This window comes from Faecalibacterium sp. I3-3-89 (assembly GCF_023347275.1).
GTDB lineage: Bacteria > Bacillota > Clostridia > Oscillospirales > Ruminococcaceae > Faecalibacterium > Faecalibacterium butyricigenerans.
In genome coordinates this window covers 1,981,756-1,998,346 of the sequence record NZ_CP094468.1, presented here as the reverse complement: position 1 = coordinate 1,998,346, position 16,591 = coordinate 1,981,756, and the positions used below count along the sequence as shown (strand labels likewise).

Here is a 16,591-nt window from a genome sequence, read left to right as displayed (position 1 = left end):
CTTTTGCCAGAGCTGATGTTATCGCTGTGCTTTTGTTTTTTGGCAGCGTCCTTGCCCTCTCAGTCACCTTCGGTGACATTGCCCGGGTTGCGGCTCCCAGCGTCTGCTACGCTGTCGCTTGCATCCTGCTGGCCGCTGCCCCAACAGCTCCTCCTTGTTTCCGCCGCTGGCGGCGGTCGTCGCTGTTGCTCCCAAGGGGAGAGCCTCTGACGAAGCGGGCAAATTTTTCTGCAATTTTGTGAAACCTGCATAGCGGATACAGGGCCAATTTGGGAATATCATGAAAATCAAGAATAATATTGACAAAATCACAGGGGGAGGGGGGGGGTATAATGCTTTCATAGGCTGATGGTCGGAAACGGACGGTCGGCCCCTAAAATTCATTTTATCATCATGTGGGAGGAAACAACATGAAAATGGCAAAGAAACTTCTGGCCGTCGTCCTCGCTGGCGTTCTGGCCCTGTCTGTCCTGACGGGCTGCGGCAACGCTGCAAGCACCAAGACCATTGCAGATGTACTGAGCGATATGAGCAAGGGACAAGAGATAGTATACAAGGCAGACTCCAAGCTGAACGGTAAGGCAAAAGAGCTTGGAGAGTATGCTGTCAAGTTTGGGAAGGAACATGAAGGTGAAGATTTTGATTTTGAGGAACTGAAGAAAGGTATCATGGCAGATGTCATGAAGGACTATAAAGACAAGTTTGTTTATTTTGCAGAGACGGAGACTAAGGGCTATAATGCTACGACGCAGGCTTACACTCTGCTCGAAGCATTGTATGGTGATGATGATGGTGGTAATATCAACAGCGCAGTCGTCGGGAAGGGCAAAAAACCTGCAAGCGTTCGTTACATCGGCACTGCCACCATCGAAGTGGAGGGTGAGACCTGGCGTATTGCTGTTGTCACTGCGGATGCTGAAGATATCAAAAAAGCATGATTGATACTGAGAAGAAATGACTTTTCTCATCTGTCATAACAACAAATAATAAAACAGCGAGGCCCGGAGCGTTTCCACTCCGGGCCTCGTTTGTTTTTATCGCAAGGCAAGAAATTAGTGCAACATGAAAACAGCATATTTGCGATATGCAATTCAACGCTGTTGCTGTTGCATTAAAAAGTTGAATTGCTATAAAATCAGTAGTGCAGGTCGTCGGCAGTCAGTGCCTCGAGCACGGGCAGCATGGCGGCGGCCTCTGCCTTTGCGGCGGGCAGGTCCATGTCGCGGTAGTTGCCGCACTCCACCTCGCTTGCGCCGGGCACATCGCCCTCGAAAGCGGCCATGAAGCGGAAGGACTCCACCGTCAGGGCCAGAGCCTCTGCAGGGGAAAGGCCCCGGGTGAGCAGGTAGAAGCCGGTGCGGCAGCCCATGGGGCCGACGTAGACCACGCCGTCCTTGTACTGGCTGTTGCGGGCGTAGGTGGCGAAAAGGTGCTCCAGCGTGTGGGCGGCACCGGTGGAGAGATAATCGCCGTGGTTCGGCTTCTTCATCCGGATGTCCCACGTCAGCACGTCGCCGTCCTGACGGCTCAGGTACATACCCCGGCCGAGCTTGGTGTGGTCTACGCAGAAGCTTGCGATGCGTTCCATGCTGCGCCTCCTAAAAATCAGGCCTGCAGGCGCTGGACGCTGCCGTGTGCGCAGTCCACAGCGACCATCAGGCCGTCGCGGATGTGGGCGGTAGCGCCGACAGCACCCACGATGGTGGGCTTGAGCAGGGCCTTGCCTGCGATGGCGGCGTGGCTGTTCAGGCCGGCTTCCTCGACCACCAGAGCGGCAGCGTCGCGGACGTAGCTCAGCATCTCGTTAGAGGTGGAGGGCACCACAAGCACCATGCCGGGCTTGAACTTTGCGCGGATCTCCTCGAGGGTGTGGCAGACGCAGGCCTTGCCGGTGGCGTTAGCCAGAGCAGCGCCATCGGGGCCGATGCCGACGCCGGTGGACAGGCAGTTGCCGATCATGTGGATCTTGATCATGTTGGTGGTGCCGGAGACGCCCACGGGGACGCCTGCGGTCACGACAGCCAGCTCGCCGTCGTGGAGGTAGCCGTTCTCCTTGGCCAGAGCGGTGGACTTCTCGATCAGCTCATCGGTGCTGGTGGCGAGGTCCATCATGAGCGGGGTGATGCCCCAGGAGATGGAGAGCTGGCGCTGCACCTGCTCGTCCATGACGCAGGCGATAATGGGCTGTGCGGGGCGGTACTTGCTCAGCAGGCGGGCGGTGTTGCCGGACTCGGACACGGTGACGATGGCAGAGGCGTTGACGTCCTTTGCGGTCAGACAGGCGGCGTGTGCGGTGGCGTCGCTGACGCTGATCTGGCCGGCGGCGTCGGTCAGGCGGTTGTCGCGGTAGTGCACCTCGTTTTCGGTGCGCTCGGCGATGGCGGACATGGTCTTCAGGGCCTCAACAGGGTATGCGCCCGCAGCGGTCTCGCCGGAGAGCATGATGGCAGAGGTGCCGTCGTAGATGGCGTTGGCCACGTCGGAGATCTCGGCGCGGGTGGGGCGGGGGTTGACCATCATGCTGTCCAGCATCTGGGTGGCAGTGACGATGGGCTTGCCGAAGGAGAAGGAGCGGTCGATGACGCTCTTCTGGATGCCGGGCAGCTCGGTGAAGTCGATCTCGACGCCGAGGTCGCCGCGGGCGACCATGACGGCGTCGGCAGCGGCGAGGATGCTGTCGATGTTGTTGACGCCCTCGCGGTTCTCGATCTTGGCAATGATGCGGATGTGGGAGTCATACTCGTTCAGCAGGTTGCGGATGTCGTAGACGTCCTGTGCGGTGCGGACGAAGGAAGCGGCGATGAAATCGAAGCCCTGCTGGATGCCGAAGATGATGTCATCGCGGTCGCGCTGGCTCAGGTAGGGCATGGACAGGTGGACGCCGGGGACGTTAACGCCCTTCTTGGTCTTGATCTTGCCGCTGTTCAGCACCTCGCAGACGATGTCGGTGTCGGAGACGCTCTTGATGGCCAGCTTGATGAGGCCGTCATCCAGCATGATGATACCGCCCTCGTGGACGTCCTGCGGCAGGTCCTTATAGGTGATGGAGCAGATCTCCTTGGTGCCCTCCACCTCGCGGGTGGTCAGGGTGAAGGTCTGGCCGGCTTCCAGCATCTCGACGCCGTTCTTGAACTCCTTCAGACGGATCTCGGGGCCTTTGGTGTCCAGCAGAGCGGCCACGGGCTTGCCCAGCTCGGTGCGGATGGCCTTCAGCATATCCAGACGGCCCTTGTGCTCCTCGTAGGAGCCGTGGGAGAAGTTGAAGCGGGCCACGTTCATGCCGTTGGCGACCAGCTCGCGCAGCACGCCGTCCTTATCGGTGGACGGGCCAAGGGTGCAGATGATCTTCGTTTTTCTCATAATATACCTCCAACAATATCTTCTTATCCTCTATGACGAGCCGCAGGGGCCGGACAAGGCCCCTCGGCTTCTGGCCGGACATCGGCCCGGTCAGGTAGTATTTCAAACCTTACCAATCTATATTATAACCGCTTGTGTACAAGAGAGCAAGAAAAAATTCGGCAAAGAAAACCTTAAATTTTCGTGATAGATGCCGGGGCGATATTGCGAAAAACAGCCCCATCGCCTATAATAAGGATAAGGAAAAGTCTCACTTCTGCCCTTTTCCGGGCGGGAGCGGGCGCGAAACTATAGAAACGGAGTGAAAGCGTAAATGGAAAAGCGCGTTTTTCTGATCGTTCTGGACAGCTTCGGCATCGGTGCAGAGCCGGACGCCGCCGCCTTTGGCGATGAGGGCACCAACACCCTCGGCGCCATCGCCAAGCACCCCAACTTCAACTGCCCCAATCTGAAAAAGCTCGGACTGTTCAACATCGACGGCGTGACCGCCGGTGAAAAGGACGCCGCCCCCACCGGCTCCTTCGCTCGCCTGCAGGAGCAGAGCATGGGCAAGGATACCACCATCGGCCACTGGGAAATTGCGGGCGTGGTCAGCCCGAAACCCCTGCCCACCTTCCCGGACGGCTTCCCCGACAGCCTCATCCACGAGTTTGAGGAAAAGACCGGCCATAAGGTGCTCTGCAACAAGCCCTACTCCGGCACACAGGTGCTGAAGGACTACGGCGAGCAGGCCATGAGGGAGGATGCCCTCATCGTCTACACCAGCGCCGACAGTGTGTTCCAAGTTGCCGCAAACGAGGAGCTTGTGCCGGTGCATGAGCTGTACCGCTATTGCGAAATTGCCCGCGAGATGCTGAAGGGCGAGTACGGCGTGGGCCGCGTCATCGCACGCCCCTTCCTCGGCCATACTGCCGATACCTTCTACCGCACCACCAACCGCCACGACCTGAGCCTCAAGCCGCCTCGCAAGACCATGCTGGACCTGCTGAAGGACGCGGGCAGGGACGTCATCGCGGTCGGCAAAATTTTCGACATCTTCGACGGCGAGGGCGTGACGGAAAAAATTAAGACCACCGGCAACACCAACGGCATCGCCTTCACCAAGGCATTGCAGACCCGCGACTTCGAGGGTCTGGCCTTCGTGAACCTCGTCGATTTCGATATGCTCTACGGCCACCGCCGCGATGTGGCAGGCTACGCTGCTGCTGCCACCGAGTTCGACAAGTTCCTTGCCGACTTCATTCCCGGGATGCGGGAGGGTGACATCCTGATGGTCACGGCCGACCACGGCTGCGACCCCTCCTACACCAAGACCACCGACCACACCCGCGAGTATGTGCCTTACCTCATCTGCGGCAAGGGCGTCAAGCCGGGCGTTGACCTCGGCACCAAGCTCTGCTTCGGCACCATCGCACAGACCATCTGCGACTATCTGGGCGTGGATGCCTCCACGCTGGATGGCAAGAGCGTGCTGGGCGACATTCTGGCTTAAATCTGAATAAAAAATGGCTCGCTGCATTGCTGGGTGTACGTAAGACAGTATTGCGCTAAGATTGACGAAGCGGCACGAAACCGCATGGAGCTGATCGTGCCGGAGTTGGCGAAGCGAAACGGCATGACCGAGAAACTGAAAGCCGACACCCAATGGAATGGGTACGGCAGATGAACGCTTGCAAGGCACAGGCAGAGGAAATTGTGAAAATCGAATTGATTTATGATTGAGCGAGGAAGTCCGGGCAGAAAACTGTTCGGACTTTTCTCATATAGTCCAAAATGACGGTAGAATTGTTCACAAGTTTTATGGTATAATTTAAATATGAAAATTGAGCAACAAATCGGAATTTGTGGAGGAGAACAATACGCAATGCTTCTTATCAAAAACTTGGAAACGCCAAGATTGACGATTCGTTCTTGGCAGAAATCCGATAAAGACTTTACGCTCTCTCTATGGGGAGACAAAGAAAACGGGAAGTATATGAGCGACCCTATCCGTGAGAACATGGATGAAGCGTATCTCAAATGTGTCGATGAGATGGAAGACAACCCGGAGGGATATTATCTGGTTGCTGAATGGAAAGAGGATGGTACGCCTGTCGGTACCTGTTGCATATTCCCCGAAAACGAGAATTACGATATCGGGTATTGCGTCTCAAAAGACCATTGGAAAGAAGGCCTCGGAACCGAAGTGATTGATGCTATCATTCGCTGGGTTAAGGCGGAAGGCGGCAAGTCCATCACGGGAGAAGTGGCAGATATCAATCTTGCGTCGGTTGCGCTACTTCGCAAATTTGGGTTTTCAGAGGACAGAAAAACGCGCTATAAAAAATGGGGAGAAGAAACCTATTTTGATGCCCATTATTATAAGCTGAACTTAGAGTGAGCATTCTATTCCGCACAACCAAACACCTGTTTGGCGAACTGATAAAATCCCTTTAGGAACTAAAGGGCGCACTTCTATACTCTCTGTCGAGAGTAGTGCGTCCTGGGTCGCTTCATTCCCGGTCAGCAGAGGAAAACTGCCTGACCGAGAATGTTTCGTCACGACCTTCCGTCAAGGTGGCTACACCCCCTTGCGCTGCTAAAGCGGCTATCCCCTGTGGACTTGCCGCCAGCAAGTTTGAAGATTAGACATAAACAAATCCTCCGCATGGTCTAAGCCATACGGAGGATTAACTGTTTTACGGACACCCGTCTATCGCAGCGGGCCATTTTTATTCCTTTGTTCATGCGGCGGGGGTCGAAGCGCTGGAGGCGTCGCCGCCCGTGCCGGAGCCGAAGAGGGCGTCCAGCACGGTGGAAGCGGCCTGATGCAGGGACGAAGCCGCCTGCTCGACCTGCTCCTGTGTCGGCATACTGAAGGACGGCGACTCGGTGGAGTCTGCCGGGGCCTCTTCGCTGCCCTCTGCGGGGACTTCGGTGGAGGCGTTTGGCTCGCCGGAGGTGCTGCCCTCGGCGGGCTGGCCGTCAGCGGCCTCGCTCTCCGCGGGGACGTCGCTCGGGGCAGGCTCTTCCACGATCACGCTGTCGGGAGACTCCTCCGGGACGGACGCGGCGGCGTTGGGGTCGGCCGTCGGGGTGTAGACCTCGGTCTTTTCGTGGGTCTGGCTGGTGCTGGTGAGCTTGTCTTCGCCGCCCAGCACCGCAGCGATGAGGGCTTTGGCCTCATTGACCGAGTTCTCATCCGGCTTCATGACGTAGAGGCTCTGGCCCTTGGCGGAGTAGCACTTGGAGCTTTTTGCGCCCGAGCCGGTGACGGTGTAACTCTGGATGTCCCAGCTGGCGAGGTCGCCCAGCTGCATCCGCACCAGCGCGGAGATCTGCTCCTGCGAGAAGCTGGTCACGAAGCAGTCGGCAGCGGCGTCCATCAGCTTGGAGAAGCTCATCAGCAGGGTGGGGGACTTGAGCTTGTTGGCCATCGCGTCGATGACCTTCATCTGGTTGATGCCGCGCTGGATGTCGCCGGTCTTGAAGGCGTGGCGCTCCCGGGCGAAGGCCAGAGCAGACTTGCCATCCAGATGGTTCCAGCCCTCGGCGAAGGTGGTGGGGTCATAGTAGCCGGGGCTGCCGACGGAGGTGAAGGCCTGATCGGAGTAGACGTCTACGCCGCCGATGGCGTCGATGATGCTGATGAAGCCCGCAAAGTTGATGCGGATGTAGTGGCCCACGTCCACACCGTAGAGGTTGCCCAGCGTCGCCATGCTGGTCTCGACGCCGTAGAGTCCGGCGTGGGTCAGCTTGTCCTTGCTTTCCGTGCCCGCGAGGTCAACGTAGTAGTCGCGGGGGGTGTTGATGAGGGCGGCCTGCTTGGTGACGGGGTTGACGACCGCGAGGATGTTCACGTCGCTGCGGGCATTTTCGGTCAGCTCACCGCGGTTGTCCACGCCGCTGAGGTAGACCACGAAAGGCTCTTTGGTGATCTTGTTGGCCTCTGCGCCGGTGAGCAGACCGGAGGTGACATTGTTCAGGGTCGTGAGGCCCTGCTGTGCCCAGACGCAGCCCACAGCCAGCGCGGCGCAAAGCATGACGGACAGAACCCGTGCTACGACCGCACCGGTGCGGGAAGCAAGGCACTTGCGCACCAGCAGCCAGAGCAGCACCAGCAGCGCCGTGATGATGACGAGATAGAGCACCGGCAGCATCTGGGTGCGCCAGAGCTGCACCAGTGCGGCAAGGCTCAGGACGGCCTGCAATCCCAGCAAGACCATTCCTCCTTTCGGGAGCTTATCGGCAGAAGGAGCGGCCTCACTGGGGTGCAGCGGCTCCCACTGTTTATGGGGCGGGACGGGAGACTTCGGCGGTTCAGGCGGAAGCCCGGCCTCCGGCTGCGGCGCAGATGCGGGCCGGGAGGGCCGGGGCGGCTCCGGGGAGAAGAAGTCGGCGCTGTCCACCTCGACCTCGTCCGGCTCGCTGCGCTTGATGCCCCGATGGATATGCCGGGGGCCTTCGTCGTTGTTCTGGGGATGGGTATGCTCGTTTTCGTCAAACATAGGCGTTCTCTCCTTTGGATGCGTATGCCATCAGGTGGTGGGGAGGATGGTCAGCACCGCCCGCGCGGGCAGGCAGGTGGCCGTCTGGTCTTCTTCGCTCAGCCAGCCGAAGGACTCGCAGACATGGTCCGGGCAGGGCGAGTCCACAAAGCGGGCCGCGCCGTTCTGAATGCGGATATGGACGGTGAGATAGCCGGTGTCCACATCATAGTCGGCGTCCGTTTCGAGGGGGAAGGTCAGCTTGGTGTTGGCGTCGCCATAGATCAGCTCGGCACAGAGTGGGGCACCGGTCTGACCGGCCCTGCGCACCAGCAGCAGCGCGGCGGCTGCGGCCAGAATGACGGCGGCAAAGACCAGATTTAGCAGCAGTTTTTTGTGTCGTTTCATAGAAGATCATCCTTTGAGGGGGATCTGCTCCAGCTCGGCCAGCCAGAGGGCGGCGGCGGCGTCGCTGGGCATCCGCCAATCGCCGCGGGGCGAGAGGGTGACGCTGCCCACCTTGGGGCCGTCGGGCAGGCAGCTGCGCTTGAACTGCTGGGCAAAGAACCGCCAGTAGAAGTTGCGCAGCCAACGGTAGAGCACCTCGTCCGGGTACTCGGCCCGGCCTGCGAAGGCCGCCTTGGCCAGCCGGAAGATCTTCGCCGGGCCGAAGCCGAAGCGGAGGACGTAGTAGAGATAGAAGTCGTGCAGCTCGTAGGGGCCGACGAGGTCTTCCGTCTTCTGGGCGATCTCGCCGTCCTTGGCGGGCAGAAGCTCAGGGGAGACGGGGGTGTCGAGGATGTCCAGCAGCACCCGGCGCAGCTCGGCGGAGGCGGCGATGTCGGCCTCGTACCGGACGAGGTGGCGCACCAGCGTCTTGGGGACACCGGCGTTGACGCCATACATGCTCATGTGGTCGCCGTTGTAGGTGGCCCAGCCCAGCGCCAGCTCGGAGAGGTCGCCGGTGCCGACGACGAGGCCTCCGGTGCGGTTGGCCGTGTCCATCAGCTCGAGGGTGCGCACGCGGGCCTGTCCGTTCTCGAAGGTGACGTCCAGCACCTGCTCGTCCTGCCCGATGTCCTTGAAGTGGCTGTGGACGGTGTTGGCGATGTCGATCTCGGTGAAGCTGACGGCCAGCTCGTCGCACAAAATTTCCGCATTGCTGCGGGTGCGGCGGGTGGTGCCGAAGCAGGGCATGGTGACAGCCAGCACGTCGCTGGTGGGACGGCCCAGCTGCTTCATGGCGCGGACGGCTACCAGCAGCGCAAGGCAGCTGTCCAGACCGCCTGAGATGCCGATGACGGCTGTTTTGGCGTGGGCGTGCTCAAGACGCTTGGCGAGGCCGTCGGCCTGCATCTTCAGGATCAGTTCGCAGCGCTCGGCCCGGCGGCGCTCGTCGTGGGGAATGAAGGGGGTGGGGTCCACCCAGCGGGAGAGGGGCGTTTCGGTGAGGGTGAGGTCGAAATCGACGGTCAGATAGCCCTCGGTGCTGGGTTCGAAGCTGGTGTTGCGCACCCGCTCCGACTCCATCCGCTGGCAGTCCAGCTCGGTCTCGGCCCAGCCGCCCTCAAACGGCGAAGTCTCAGCGAGGAGCGTGCCATTTTCGGCGATGAGGTCGTGACCGGCAAAGACCATATCCTGCGTGCTCTCACCGTGGCCCGCCGAGGCGTACAGGTAGCCGCAGAGGAGACGGGCGGACTGGTTGGACACCAGCGTCCGGCGGTACTCGGCCTTACCGACGGTCTCGTCGCTGGCCGACAGATTGGCGATGACCGTAGCACCGGCCAGCGCATGGAAGGTGGAGGGAGGCAGGGCGCTCCAGAGGTCTTCGCAGATCTCCACACCCAGCACGAAGCTGGGCATCTGGCGGCAGCGGAAGAGCAGCGAGGTGCCGAAGGGAACCTCCTGCCCGCAGACTGTCACGGTCTCCACCTCGGTGCTGCCCGGGGTGAACTGGCGCTTTTCGTAGAACTCGCCGTAGTTGGGGAGGTAGGTCTTGGGCACGAGGCCCAGCAGACGCCCGCTGCAGAGGACGGCGGCGCAGTTGTACAGCTTGCCCCGCACCAGCAGCGGCAGGCCCACGAGGGCCACGACGTCCAGCTCCCGGCTGGCGTCCAACAGGGTCTGCAAGCCATCCAGTGCGCCCTGCTGCAACGTGCGCTGTAAGAACAGGTCGCCGCAGGTGTAGCCGGTGAGGCAGAATTCGGGAAAAACTGCCAGTCTGACGCCCCGGGCGGCGGCATCCTTCAGCTGGGATAAGATCTGGGAAGTGTTATAAGCGCAGTCGGCCACCCGCAGAGAGGGCGAGAGGGCAGCTGCTTTCAAAAAACCATCATTCATCGGAGGATTTCACATCCTGTCTGTTTCATTGTGCCCCGGCAGAGCGATGCTCGGCGGGGTTTTGCTCAGTATACCACAAAACGGCTCAAACGAAAAGTGACAGTATGGGGAAAGAAAGAAAAAAACGCCGCCTGCACACCGCAGACAGCGCGTTCAAAGCTCAAAAGATGGAAAACGAGATAGACCGTAAGCCGGGTTCTGTATTAAACGACGATCTGTCTAGACCTGCCATTGCTGACAGGTTCGTGCCGCCTTCGGGACACGCGAGCAGCGCTGTACGTCCCATATAGGCGTTGCTTCCGGTAGGGTTTACAAAGCCGCATAGTCACCCATGCGCTGGTGAGCTCTTACCTCGCCCTTTCATCCTTACCGCATTGCTGCGGCGGTTTCCTTTCTGTTGCACTTTCCCTGAGGTCACCCTCGGCTGCCGTTAGCAGTTACCGTGCTCTGTGAGGCCCGGACTTTCCTCAGAGCGGTCAAAGCCGCCCCGCCGCCGTATGTTCCACTCGTTTTCCGCTCCCAATCATACCATAAAAAAACAAGATTTGCAAGAGAAAGAGAATTTTGATATACTTATCCTATATATTGCCCGCGCTGGAGGTGGGAAGATGAAGCTCTATTTCAAGGTCCCGCCCGAGGCGGATGGGGCGCTGCTGCGCAGCTTTCTGCGCCGGTGCAGCGTCTCTGCCGACCTTTCCCGGGCCGTGAAGTTCCGGGGCAGCGGCTTTTTTGCCGACGGCGTGCCCATTCTGGCCAACCGCCGGGTCGAGGCCGGGCAGGTCATCTCCTTCGAGCTGCCGCCAGAGGGGGAGGGCGTCGCGCCGCAGAGCGGCATCCCGGTGAACGTCGTCTATGAGGACGCCTTTGCCCTCGTGCTGGAAAAACCGCCCCGCCTCGCTGTGCACCCCACCCTGAACTACCCGCTGGGCACGCTGGCGAACGGCTATGCGGCATGGGCGGCTCAGCGGGGGAACAGCCCGGTCTTCCGCCCGGTGAACCGGATCGACAAGGATACCAGCGGCCTCGTGCTGGCGGCGCAGAACGGCTACGCCGCCCCGCTGCTGGCCGGACGGGTGGAAAAGCTCTACTACGCCGTCGTGGAGGGGGAGCTTCCCCTTGGCCAGGGCGTCATCGACGCGCCCATCGGGCGGCAGGGCGGGAGCATCATCGGTCGCTGCGTCACGCCCGACGGCAAGCCCAGCCGGACGGAGTATACTATTTTAAAGGCAGAAAACGGCCTCAGCCTCGCGGCCTGCGTGCCGGTGACGGGCCGCACCCATCAGATCCGGGTGCATTTTGCTTCCATCGGCCACCCGCTGGCCGGGGATGACCTCTACGGCGGGAGCAGGGCACGCATCGGACGGCAGGCCCTCCACTGCGCCCGCCAGACGTTCCGAGTGCCGCGCTGTGAGACGCTGGAAGACGGCATCTGCATCGAAGCGCCGGTGGACGAGACGACCCTGCGCACGGTGACGGTGGAAAGCCCGCTGCCCGCCGATATGGCGCAATTCTTTTGCTGAATTTGTGAATTTCGTGAAAAGTAGGTGAAAGCTTGGCCCAAATTTTGTGTCAATGCTTGTTTCGGCGCGGGCAGGGTGTATAATAAATAGAGTGTTCTTGTAAAAAAAGCTGCACTTATGCGGCAGCATGTCGATGTGAGAGATAAATCAGAATCTCCTGAAGATACAGGAAGGAGCATCCTTTTTGCTGGAAGATAAAACAACTGAAACGCGGCAGGACGTGCCGGCCGCTGCGCCGCAGCACAGCAGCTTCCGCGCAAGGCTGCGCTCACGGTGGGCGCAGTTCCAGTGCGTCCGTCTGCTGCGCCGCCACCGGCGCTTCCGCCTCCGCCGCCATCGGCTGGACAGCGCAGCCAAGAAGCTGGGGGCTTCGCCGCTGGCGGCACGCATCGGCGCAGTGCTCTATGCACTGGGCTTTGGTGCAGAGTATGCTGCAGTGCGGGCCGGGCGAGGCGTCAAGCACTTGGCCCTCTTGGGCGTCCGGGGCATCTGCCGCTTTGCAAAAGACCTGACCGAGACGGCTTTCCCGGGTGCGGCACAGGTCGTCAAGGATCTGTTCGGCCCCTTTGTGCTGCTGGTGAAGGGCATAGTGGCCCTTCTCATCCACGCCCACCACATCCACCGGGAAAAAGGCCTTGGCGCGGCACTGAAGGCCAGCGCCCACTATCTCGCCAGCGGCGTCCGCCGTAACCTCCGGCTGCTGCCCCGGATGGCGATGTACATCCTGCCGGTCTGTGCGCTGGCACTGGGCAGCATGGTGTTTGAATATGTCATCAACCAGCCCTACGCGCTGGCTGTGCAGGTCAACGGCGAGACCGTGGGCTATGTGGCCAACGAGGATGTCTTCGACACAGCCCGCGAGGACGTGATGGAGCGTATCAGCTACGCAGGCTCCGATAAGACGGAGCTGACCATCGAGCCGAGCTATACCATTGCCGTCGCCCATCATATGCTGGATGAGAACGAGATGGCCGACGCCATCATCCAGAGCGCAGGCGACCAGATCGGCGAGGGCACGGCCCTGTATCTGGACGGTGAGCTGACAGCGGTATGCAACGACGGTGATGCACTGCGCGCGTACTTCACCAGCCGTCTGGAACCCTACGAAGTCCCCGATGACCCCAACGTGAGCGTGGGATTCAACAAGCAGGTCACACTGGAGGACGGCCTTTACTTCAAGGACAGCCTACAGGATTATGCGGACGTCGAGAAGGAGCTTTCCGGCGTCAAGCAGGCCCAGAAGGTGTACACGGTCAAGACCGGTGACACGCTCTGGGACATTGCCCATAAGAATGACCTGACCTTCCGGGAGCTGTGTGCGCTCAATACGAACTTCAAGGGCGAGCCGCTGAACGAAAAATCCAGCATCCGTGAGGGCGATGAGCTGATCGTCACCAAGGAAGAAGCGGCCCTCGAGGTGCGGATCACCTGCATCGAGACCCGGGAGGAGGAGGTCGCCTTCGCCATCGAAACGACCAAATCCAACGAATATACGAAGGGCACCACCAAGGTGCTGCAGGAAGGCCAGAACGGCCTGCGCCGCGTGACCTTCCAGAACGTCTACGATACAAACAATGTCCTCGTGGAGCAGACCATCCTCTCCACCGAGGTCATCAAGGAGCCGGTGAATAAAAAGGTGGTGCAGGGCACCAAGAAGGTGAAGTCCAGCACCAAATTCATCACCGGCAGCGGCCAGTTCATCTGGCCTGTGCCGAATTACCGCTACTGCTCGCGCTGGTATGGCGGACGCCACCGGGGCGTGGACATCTGTGCCCCGGCGGGTACGCCCATCTACGCCTCCGCAGGCGGCACCATCACCAAGGCGGGTTACAACAAGGCCGGTGCGGGCACGGGCTATGGCTACTCGGTCATCATCAACCACGGCGGCGGCTACAGCAGCGTGTATGCACACTGCCTGTCCCTGACCGTCAGCGCAGGCCAGACCGTCAAGCAGGGCCAGCTCATCGGCTATGTGGGCAGCACGGGCCGTTCCACCGGCAACCACTGCCACTTTGAGATCCGTCTCAATGGTTCGTACATTCCCCCGCAGAACGTGTTCCCGGGGAGAAAATAATTCTATAAAAAGGAGAAATTTATTATGGCTACTCCTCACATCAGCGCCGAAAAGGGCGATTTCGCAAAGACTGTCCTGATGCCGGGCGACCCCCTGCGCGCAAAATTCATTGCAGACACCTTCCTGAAGGATGTCCGTCAGGTGACGGGCGTGCGAGGGATGCTGGGCTTCACCGGTACCTACGAGGGCCGTCCCATCAGTGTGATGGGCAGCGGCATGGGAATGCCCTCCATCGGCATCTACTCCTATGAGCTGTTCAAGTTCTACGATGTGGACAACATCATCCGCATCGGCTCCGCCGGCAGCTACACCGACAGCGCCAAGCTGTTCGATACCGTGCTGGCCACCGGTGCGGTCAGCGAGTCCAACTATGCCCGCGTCCAGAGCGGCAACGACCACGACATCACCTTCCCCAGCGAGGAGCTGAACGACAAGCTGCGTGCCTCCGCCAAGAAGCAGGGCATCAAGCTCATCGAGGGCAACATCCACTCCTCCGATGTCTTCTATCGTCAGCCCTCCGACGCAAAGCCCACTTACTGGGAGCTGCTGCGGGACGAGCGCGGCTGCCTCTGCGTGGAGATGGAGAGCTTTGCACTCTTCGCCAACGCTGAGGTGCTGGGCAAGAATGCCGCCTGCCTGCTGACCATCTCGGACAGCTTCGTCTCCCCGGAGATCACCACCGCAGAGCAGCGCCAGAAGAGCTTCACCGATATGATGAAGGTCGCGCTGGGGGCGGAGTACTAAGCGTTTTTGAACCAGAGAGGGTCGCTGTGTTTTGCAGCGGCCCTCTTTTTTGACGGAGGCTTTGCTTGCACTTCTGAAAAGAATGATTTATACTTAAATAAGCAAAAAATGCTTCGCCCGTCAGGACGAGGAACAATATATCTGTAAACTGCAAAAAAGGAGAACCGACCATGACAAAACTGACTCTGGAAGAAAAGCAGGAGCTGATCCGGATGGCTCTTGCGGCCCGGGAAAAGGCCTATGCGCCCTACAGCGGCTTTATGGTGGGCGCAGCCCTGCGGGCCGAGGATGGCCGCATCTTCACCGGCTGCAATGTGGAGAACGCTGCCTTCACCCCCACCAGCTGCGCCGAGCGAACGGCACTGTTCAAGGCTGTGGCGGAGGGCGTGACCAAGTTCACCGACATCGCGGTGGTGGGCTCCCGCCGGGGCGAGGTCAACAAGCAGATCACCTCGCCCTGCGGCGTCTGCCGTCAGGCGCTGTTCGAGTTCGGCGGCCCGGAGCTGAACGTCATCATGGCAAGAAGCCCGGAGGACTTCATCGAGCGCAGCATGGACGAGCTGCTGCCCTTCGGTTTCGGCCCCTCCAATGTGGCGGGCAACAAGGCCGTGAAAGACTGAACGCAGCTGCGCGAAAAAGACCGGACGGAGCGGATTTTCCGGGATAAGTGTGATTTTTATACAATTTTGATAAAATATTTGTAAATGTTTTGTAATCGGAAAAGACTTGCATCTGTCACTTCTTCCCGCTATACTTGAGCCAGTAAATGTGCAGGTGCGCACATTTCGTCAATAAGACGCGATTATATTAAAATAAAAGGAGAGTTTTCATTATGATGATTTCTCGTCGTAACTTTCTGGCAGTGGCTGGCGCCGCTGCTGCTGCCGCTGCTCTGACTGCCTGCGGCGGTTCTTCCTCTTCCACCGCTTCCTCCGCAGCTGCTTCCACCAGCACTGCCGCTTCCACCGCTGAGGGCGGCGAGAAGATCGTGAAGGTCGCTCTGACCTGCGACACCGGCACCATCGACGATGAGAGCTTCAACCAGGCTTGCTGGACCGCTGTTTCCGGCTACATGGGCGATGACTGCCAGTACTACATCCCCGAAGCTGACGCTTCCGATGAGGACCGCGAGACCATGATCCGTCAGGCTGTCAACGACGGCGCTGACGTCATCGTCTGCGTCGGCTACCTGTACGGCGCTTCTCTGGCATGGGCTGCTGACCAGTACCCCGATGTCAAGTTCATCGCCGTTGACGTCACGCAGGGCGACATCGGCACCGACAGCATCCCTGCAAACTGCTACTGCATCACCTTCAAGGAGGAGCAGGCAGGCTATCTGGCAGGCTATGCCATCGTCAAGGACGGCAAGACCAAGCTGGGCTTCCTCGGCGGCATGGCTGTTCCCGCTGTTATCCGTTACGGCTACGGCTATGTTCAGGGCGCTGATGCTGCTGCTCAGGAGCTGGGCACCAACATCGACATCAACTACTTCTACGGCGGCCAGTTCTACGGCGATGCAAACATCACCTCCCGTATGGAGGGCTGGTACTCCAACGGCACTCAGGTCGTCTTCGCCTGCGGCGGCGGCATCTACACCTCCGCTGTTGAGGCTGCTTTGAAGAGCAACGGTTATGTCATCGGCGTTGACGTTGACCAGAACTACATCGGTGTCAACGGCGTGGCTGACGGCTCCTTCGCTTACAACCCCTTCATCACCTCTGCAATGAAGGGCCTGACCGAGGCTGTCAACACCGCTCTGTCCGACATCGAGGCAGGCGATTGGAGCGACATCGCTGCTTCCAACGGCAACTTCGGTCTGGAGGACGGCGACTACATCGGTCTGCCCACCGATGCTGACAGCTGGAACTTCGAGACCTTCACCACCGACGAGTACGAGGCTCTGAAGAGCAAGATCAAGAGCGGCGAGATCGTTGTGGACAACAACTCTGACGACAGCACCAAGCCTACCGTCAGCGAGTTCACCACCGTCAACTACATCCAGTAATCAAGGCTTTCCCGGGCGGGATGCTCTGCAAAGGGCATCCCGCCTTTTTGCGTTCTTTCGGGCAGCGGGAGAGGACTGTTTG

At 59.8% G+C, this 16,591-nt stretch carries 13 protein-coding genes, 1 other RNA gene and 1 pseudogene; 9 read left to right on the top strand and 6 right to left on the bottom strand.

Annotation, left to right across the window (positions count from 1 at the left end; translation table 11 throughout):
• The first annotated feature begins 410 nt into the window (after window positions 1-410).
• Complete coding sequence (locus tag MTP38_RS09560) at window positions 411-938, top strand: hypothetical protein (protein ID WP_249233430.1); 528 nt, start codon at window positions 411-413, stop codon at window positions 936-938.
• Between the two features lie 197 nt (window positions 939-1,135).
• Here the strand turns inward: MTP38_RS09560 and MTP38_RS09555 are convergent, their stop codons facing one another.
• Window positions 1,136-1,588 carry an S-ribosylhomocysteine lyase gene (locus tag MTP38_RS09555; protein WP_227620210.1) on the bottom strand — a complete coding sequence of 151 codons (453 nt, stop codon included), beginning with the start codon at window positions 1,586-1,588 and terminating at the stop codon, window positions 1,136-1,138.
• 17 nt (window positions 1,589-1,605) lie between these two features.
• The gene (pyk, locus tag MTP38_RS09550) at window positions 1,606-3,360 is read right to left on the bottom strand and encodes a pyruvate kinase (RefSeq protein WP_249233429.1); all 1,755 of its coding nucleotides are present in this window, start codon (window positions 3,358-3,360) and stop codon (window positions 1,606-1,608) included.
• 313 nt (window positions 3,361-3,673) lie between these two features.
• Here pyk and MTP38_RS09545 point away from each other — a divergent pair, with 313 nt between their 5' ends.
• The 3 genes and pseudogenes from MTP38_RS09545 (at window position 3,674) to MTP38_RS09535 (ending at window position 5,740) form a co-directional block, all read left to right on the top strand.
• Window positions 3,674-4,852, top strand: a complete 1,179-nt coding sequence (locus tag MTP38_RS09545) for a phosphopentomutase (RefSeq protein ID WP_249233428.1) — start codon at window positions 3,674-3,676, stop codon at window positions 4,850-4,852.
• A 45-nt stretch (window positions 4,853-4,897) separates the two neighbouring features.
• Window positions 4,898-5,082: pseudogene (locus MTP38_RS09540) on the top strand (TnpV protein); the annotation flags it as partial.
• Window positions 5,083-5,224: 142 nt separating this feature from the next.
• Complete coding sequence (locus MTP38_RS09535) at window positions 5,225-5,740, top strand: GNAT family N-acetyltransferase (protein ID WP_249233427.1); 516 nt, start codon at window positions 5,225-5,227, stop codon at window positions 5,738-5,740.
• Window positions 5,741-6,083: 343 nt separating this feature from the next.
• Here the strand turns inward: MTP38_RS09535 and MTP38_RS09530 are convergent, their stop codons facing one another.
• The 4 genes from MTP38_RS09530 to rnpB all read right to left on the bottom strand — a co-directional run bounded on the left by MTP38_RS09530 (window position 6,084) and on the right by rnpB (window position 10,675).
• On the bottom strand, window positions 6,084-7,847 hold the full coding sequence (locus MTP38_RS09530; protein WP_249233426.1) for an LCP family protein: 1,764 nt from the start codon (window positions 7,845-7,847) through the stop codon (window positions 6,084-6,086).
• Window positions 7,848-7,877: 30 nt separating this feature from the next.
• Window positions 7,878-8,234: a NusG domain II-containing protein gene (locus tag MTP38_RS09525; RefSeq protein WP_249233425.1), complete on the bottom strand. Its 357-nt coding sequence runs from the start codon at window positions 8,232-8,234 to the stop codon at window positions 7,878-7,880.
• A gap of 6 nt (window positions 8,235-8,240) precedes the next feature.
• Window positions 8,241-10,166 carry an NAD(+) synthase gene (locus MTP38_RS09520; RefSeq protein ID WP_249233424.1) on the bottom strand — a complete coding sequence of 642 codons (1,926 nt, stop codon included), beginning with the start codon at window positions 10,164-10,166 and terminating at the stop codon, window positions 8,241-8,243.
• Between the two features lie 171 nt (window positions 10,167-10,337).
• An RNA gene (gene rnpB, locus MTP38_RS09515) (RNase P RNA component class A) lies at window positions 10,338-10,675 on the bottom strand.
• Between the two features lie 99 nt (window positions 10,676-10,774).
• Here rnpB and MTP38_RS09510 point away from each other — a divergent pair.
• From MTP38_RS09510 to MTP38_RS09490, 5 genes are all read left to right on the top strand, one after another.
• On the top strand, window positions 10,775-11,686 hold the full coding sequence (locus MTP38_RS09510) for an RluA family pseudouridine synthase (protein WP_249233423.1): 912 nt from the start codon (window positions 10,775-10,777) through the stop codon (window positions 11,684-11,686).
• Window positions 11,687-11,870: 184 nt separating this feature from the next.
• Window positions 11,871-13,760 carry a M23 family metallopeptidase gene (locus MTP38_RS09505; RefSeq protein WP_249233422.1) on the top strand — a complete coding sequence of 630 codons (1,890 nt, stop codon included), beginning with the start codon at window positions 11,871-11,873 and terminating at the stop codon, window positions 13,758-13,760.
• Between the two features lie 24 nt (window positions 13,761-13,784).
• Window positions 13,785-14,504 carry a purine-nucleoside phosphorylase gene (gene deoD / locus MTP38_RS09500; RefSeq protein WP_249233421.1) on the top strand — a complete coding sequence of 240 codons (720 nt, stop codon included), beginning with the start codon at window positions 13,785-13,787 and terminating at the stop codon, window positions 14,502-14,504.
• 170 nt (window positions 14,505-14,674) lie between these two features.
• Entirely contained in the window at window positions 14,675-15,124 is a 450-nt protein-coding gene (locus MTP38_RS09495) for a cytidine deaminase (protein WP_227620298.1), read from the top strand.
• Window positions 15,125-15,336: 212 nt separating this feature from the next.
• Entirely contained in the window at window positions 15,337-16,509 is a 1,173-nt protein-coding gene (locus MTP38_RS09490) for a BMP family lipoprotein (RefSeq protein WP_249233420.1), read from the top strand.
• Window positions 16,510-16,591 lie beyond the last annotated feature (82 nt).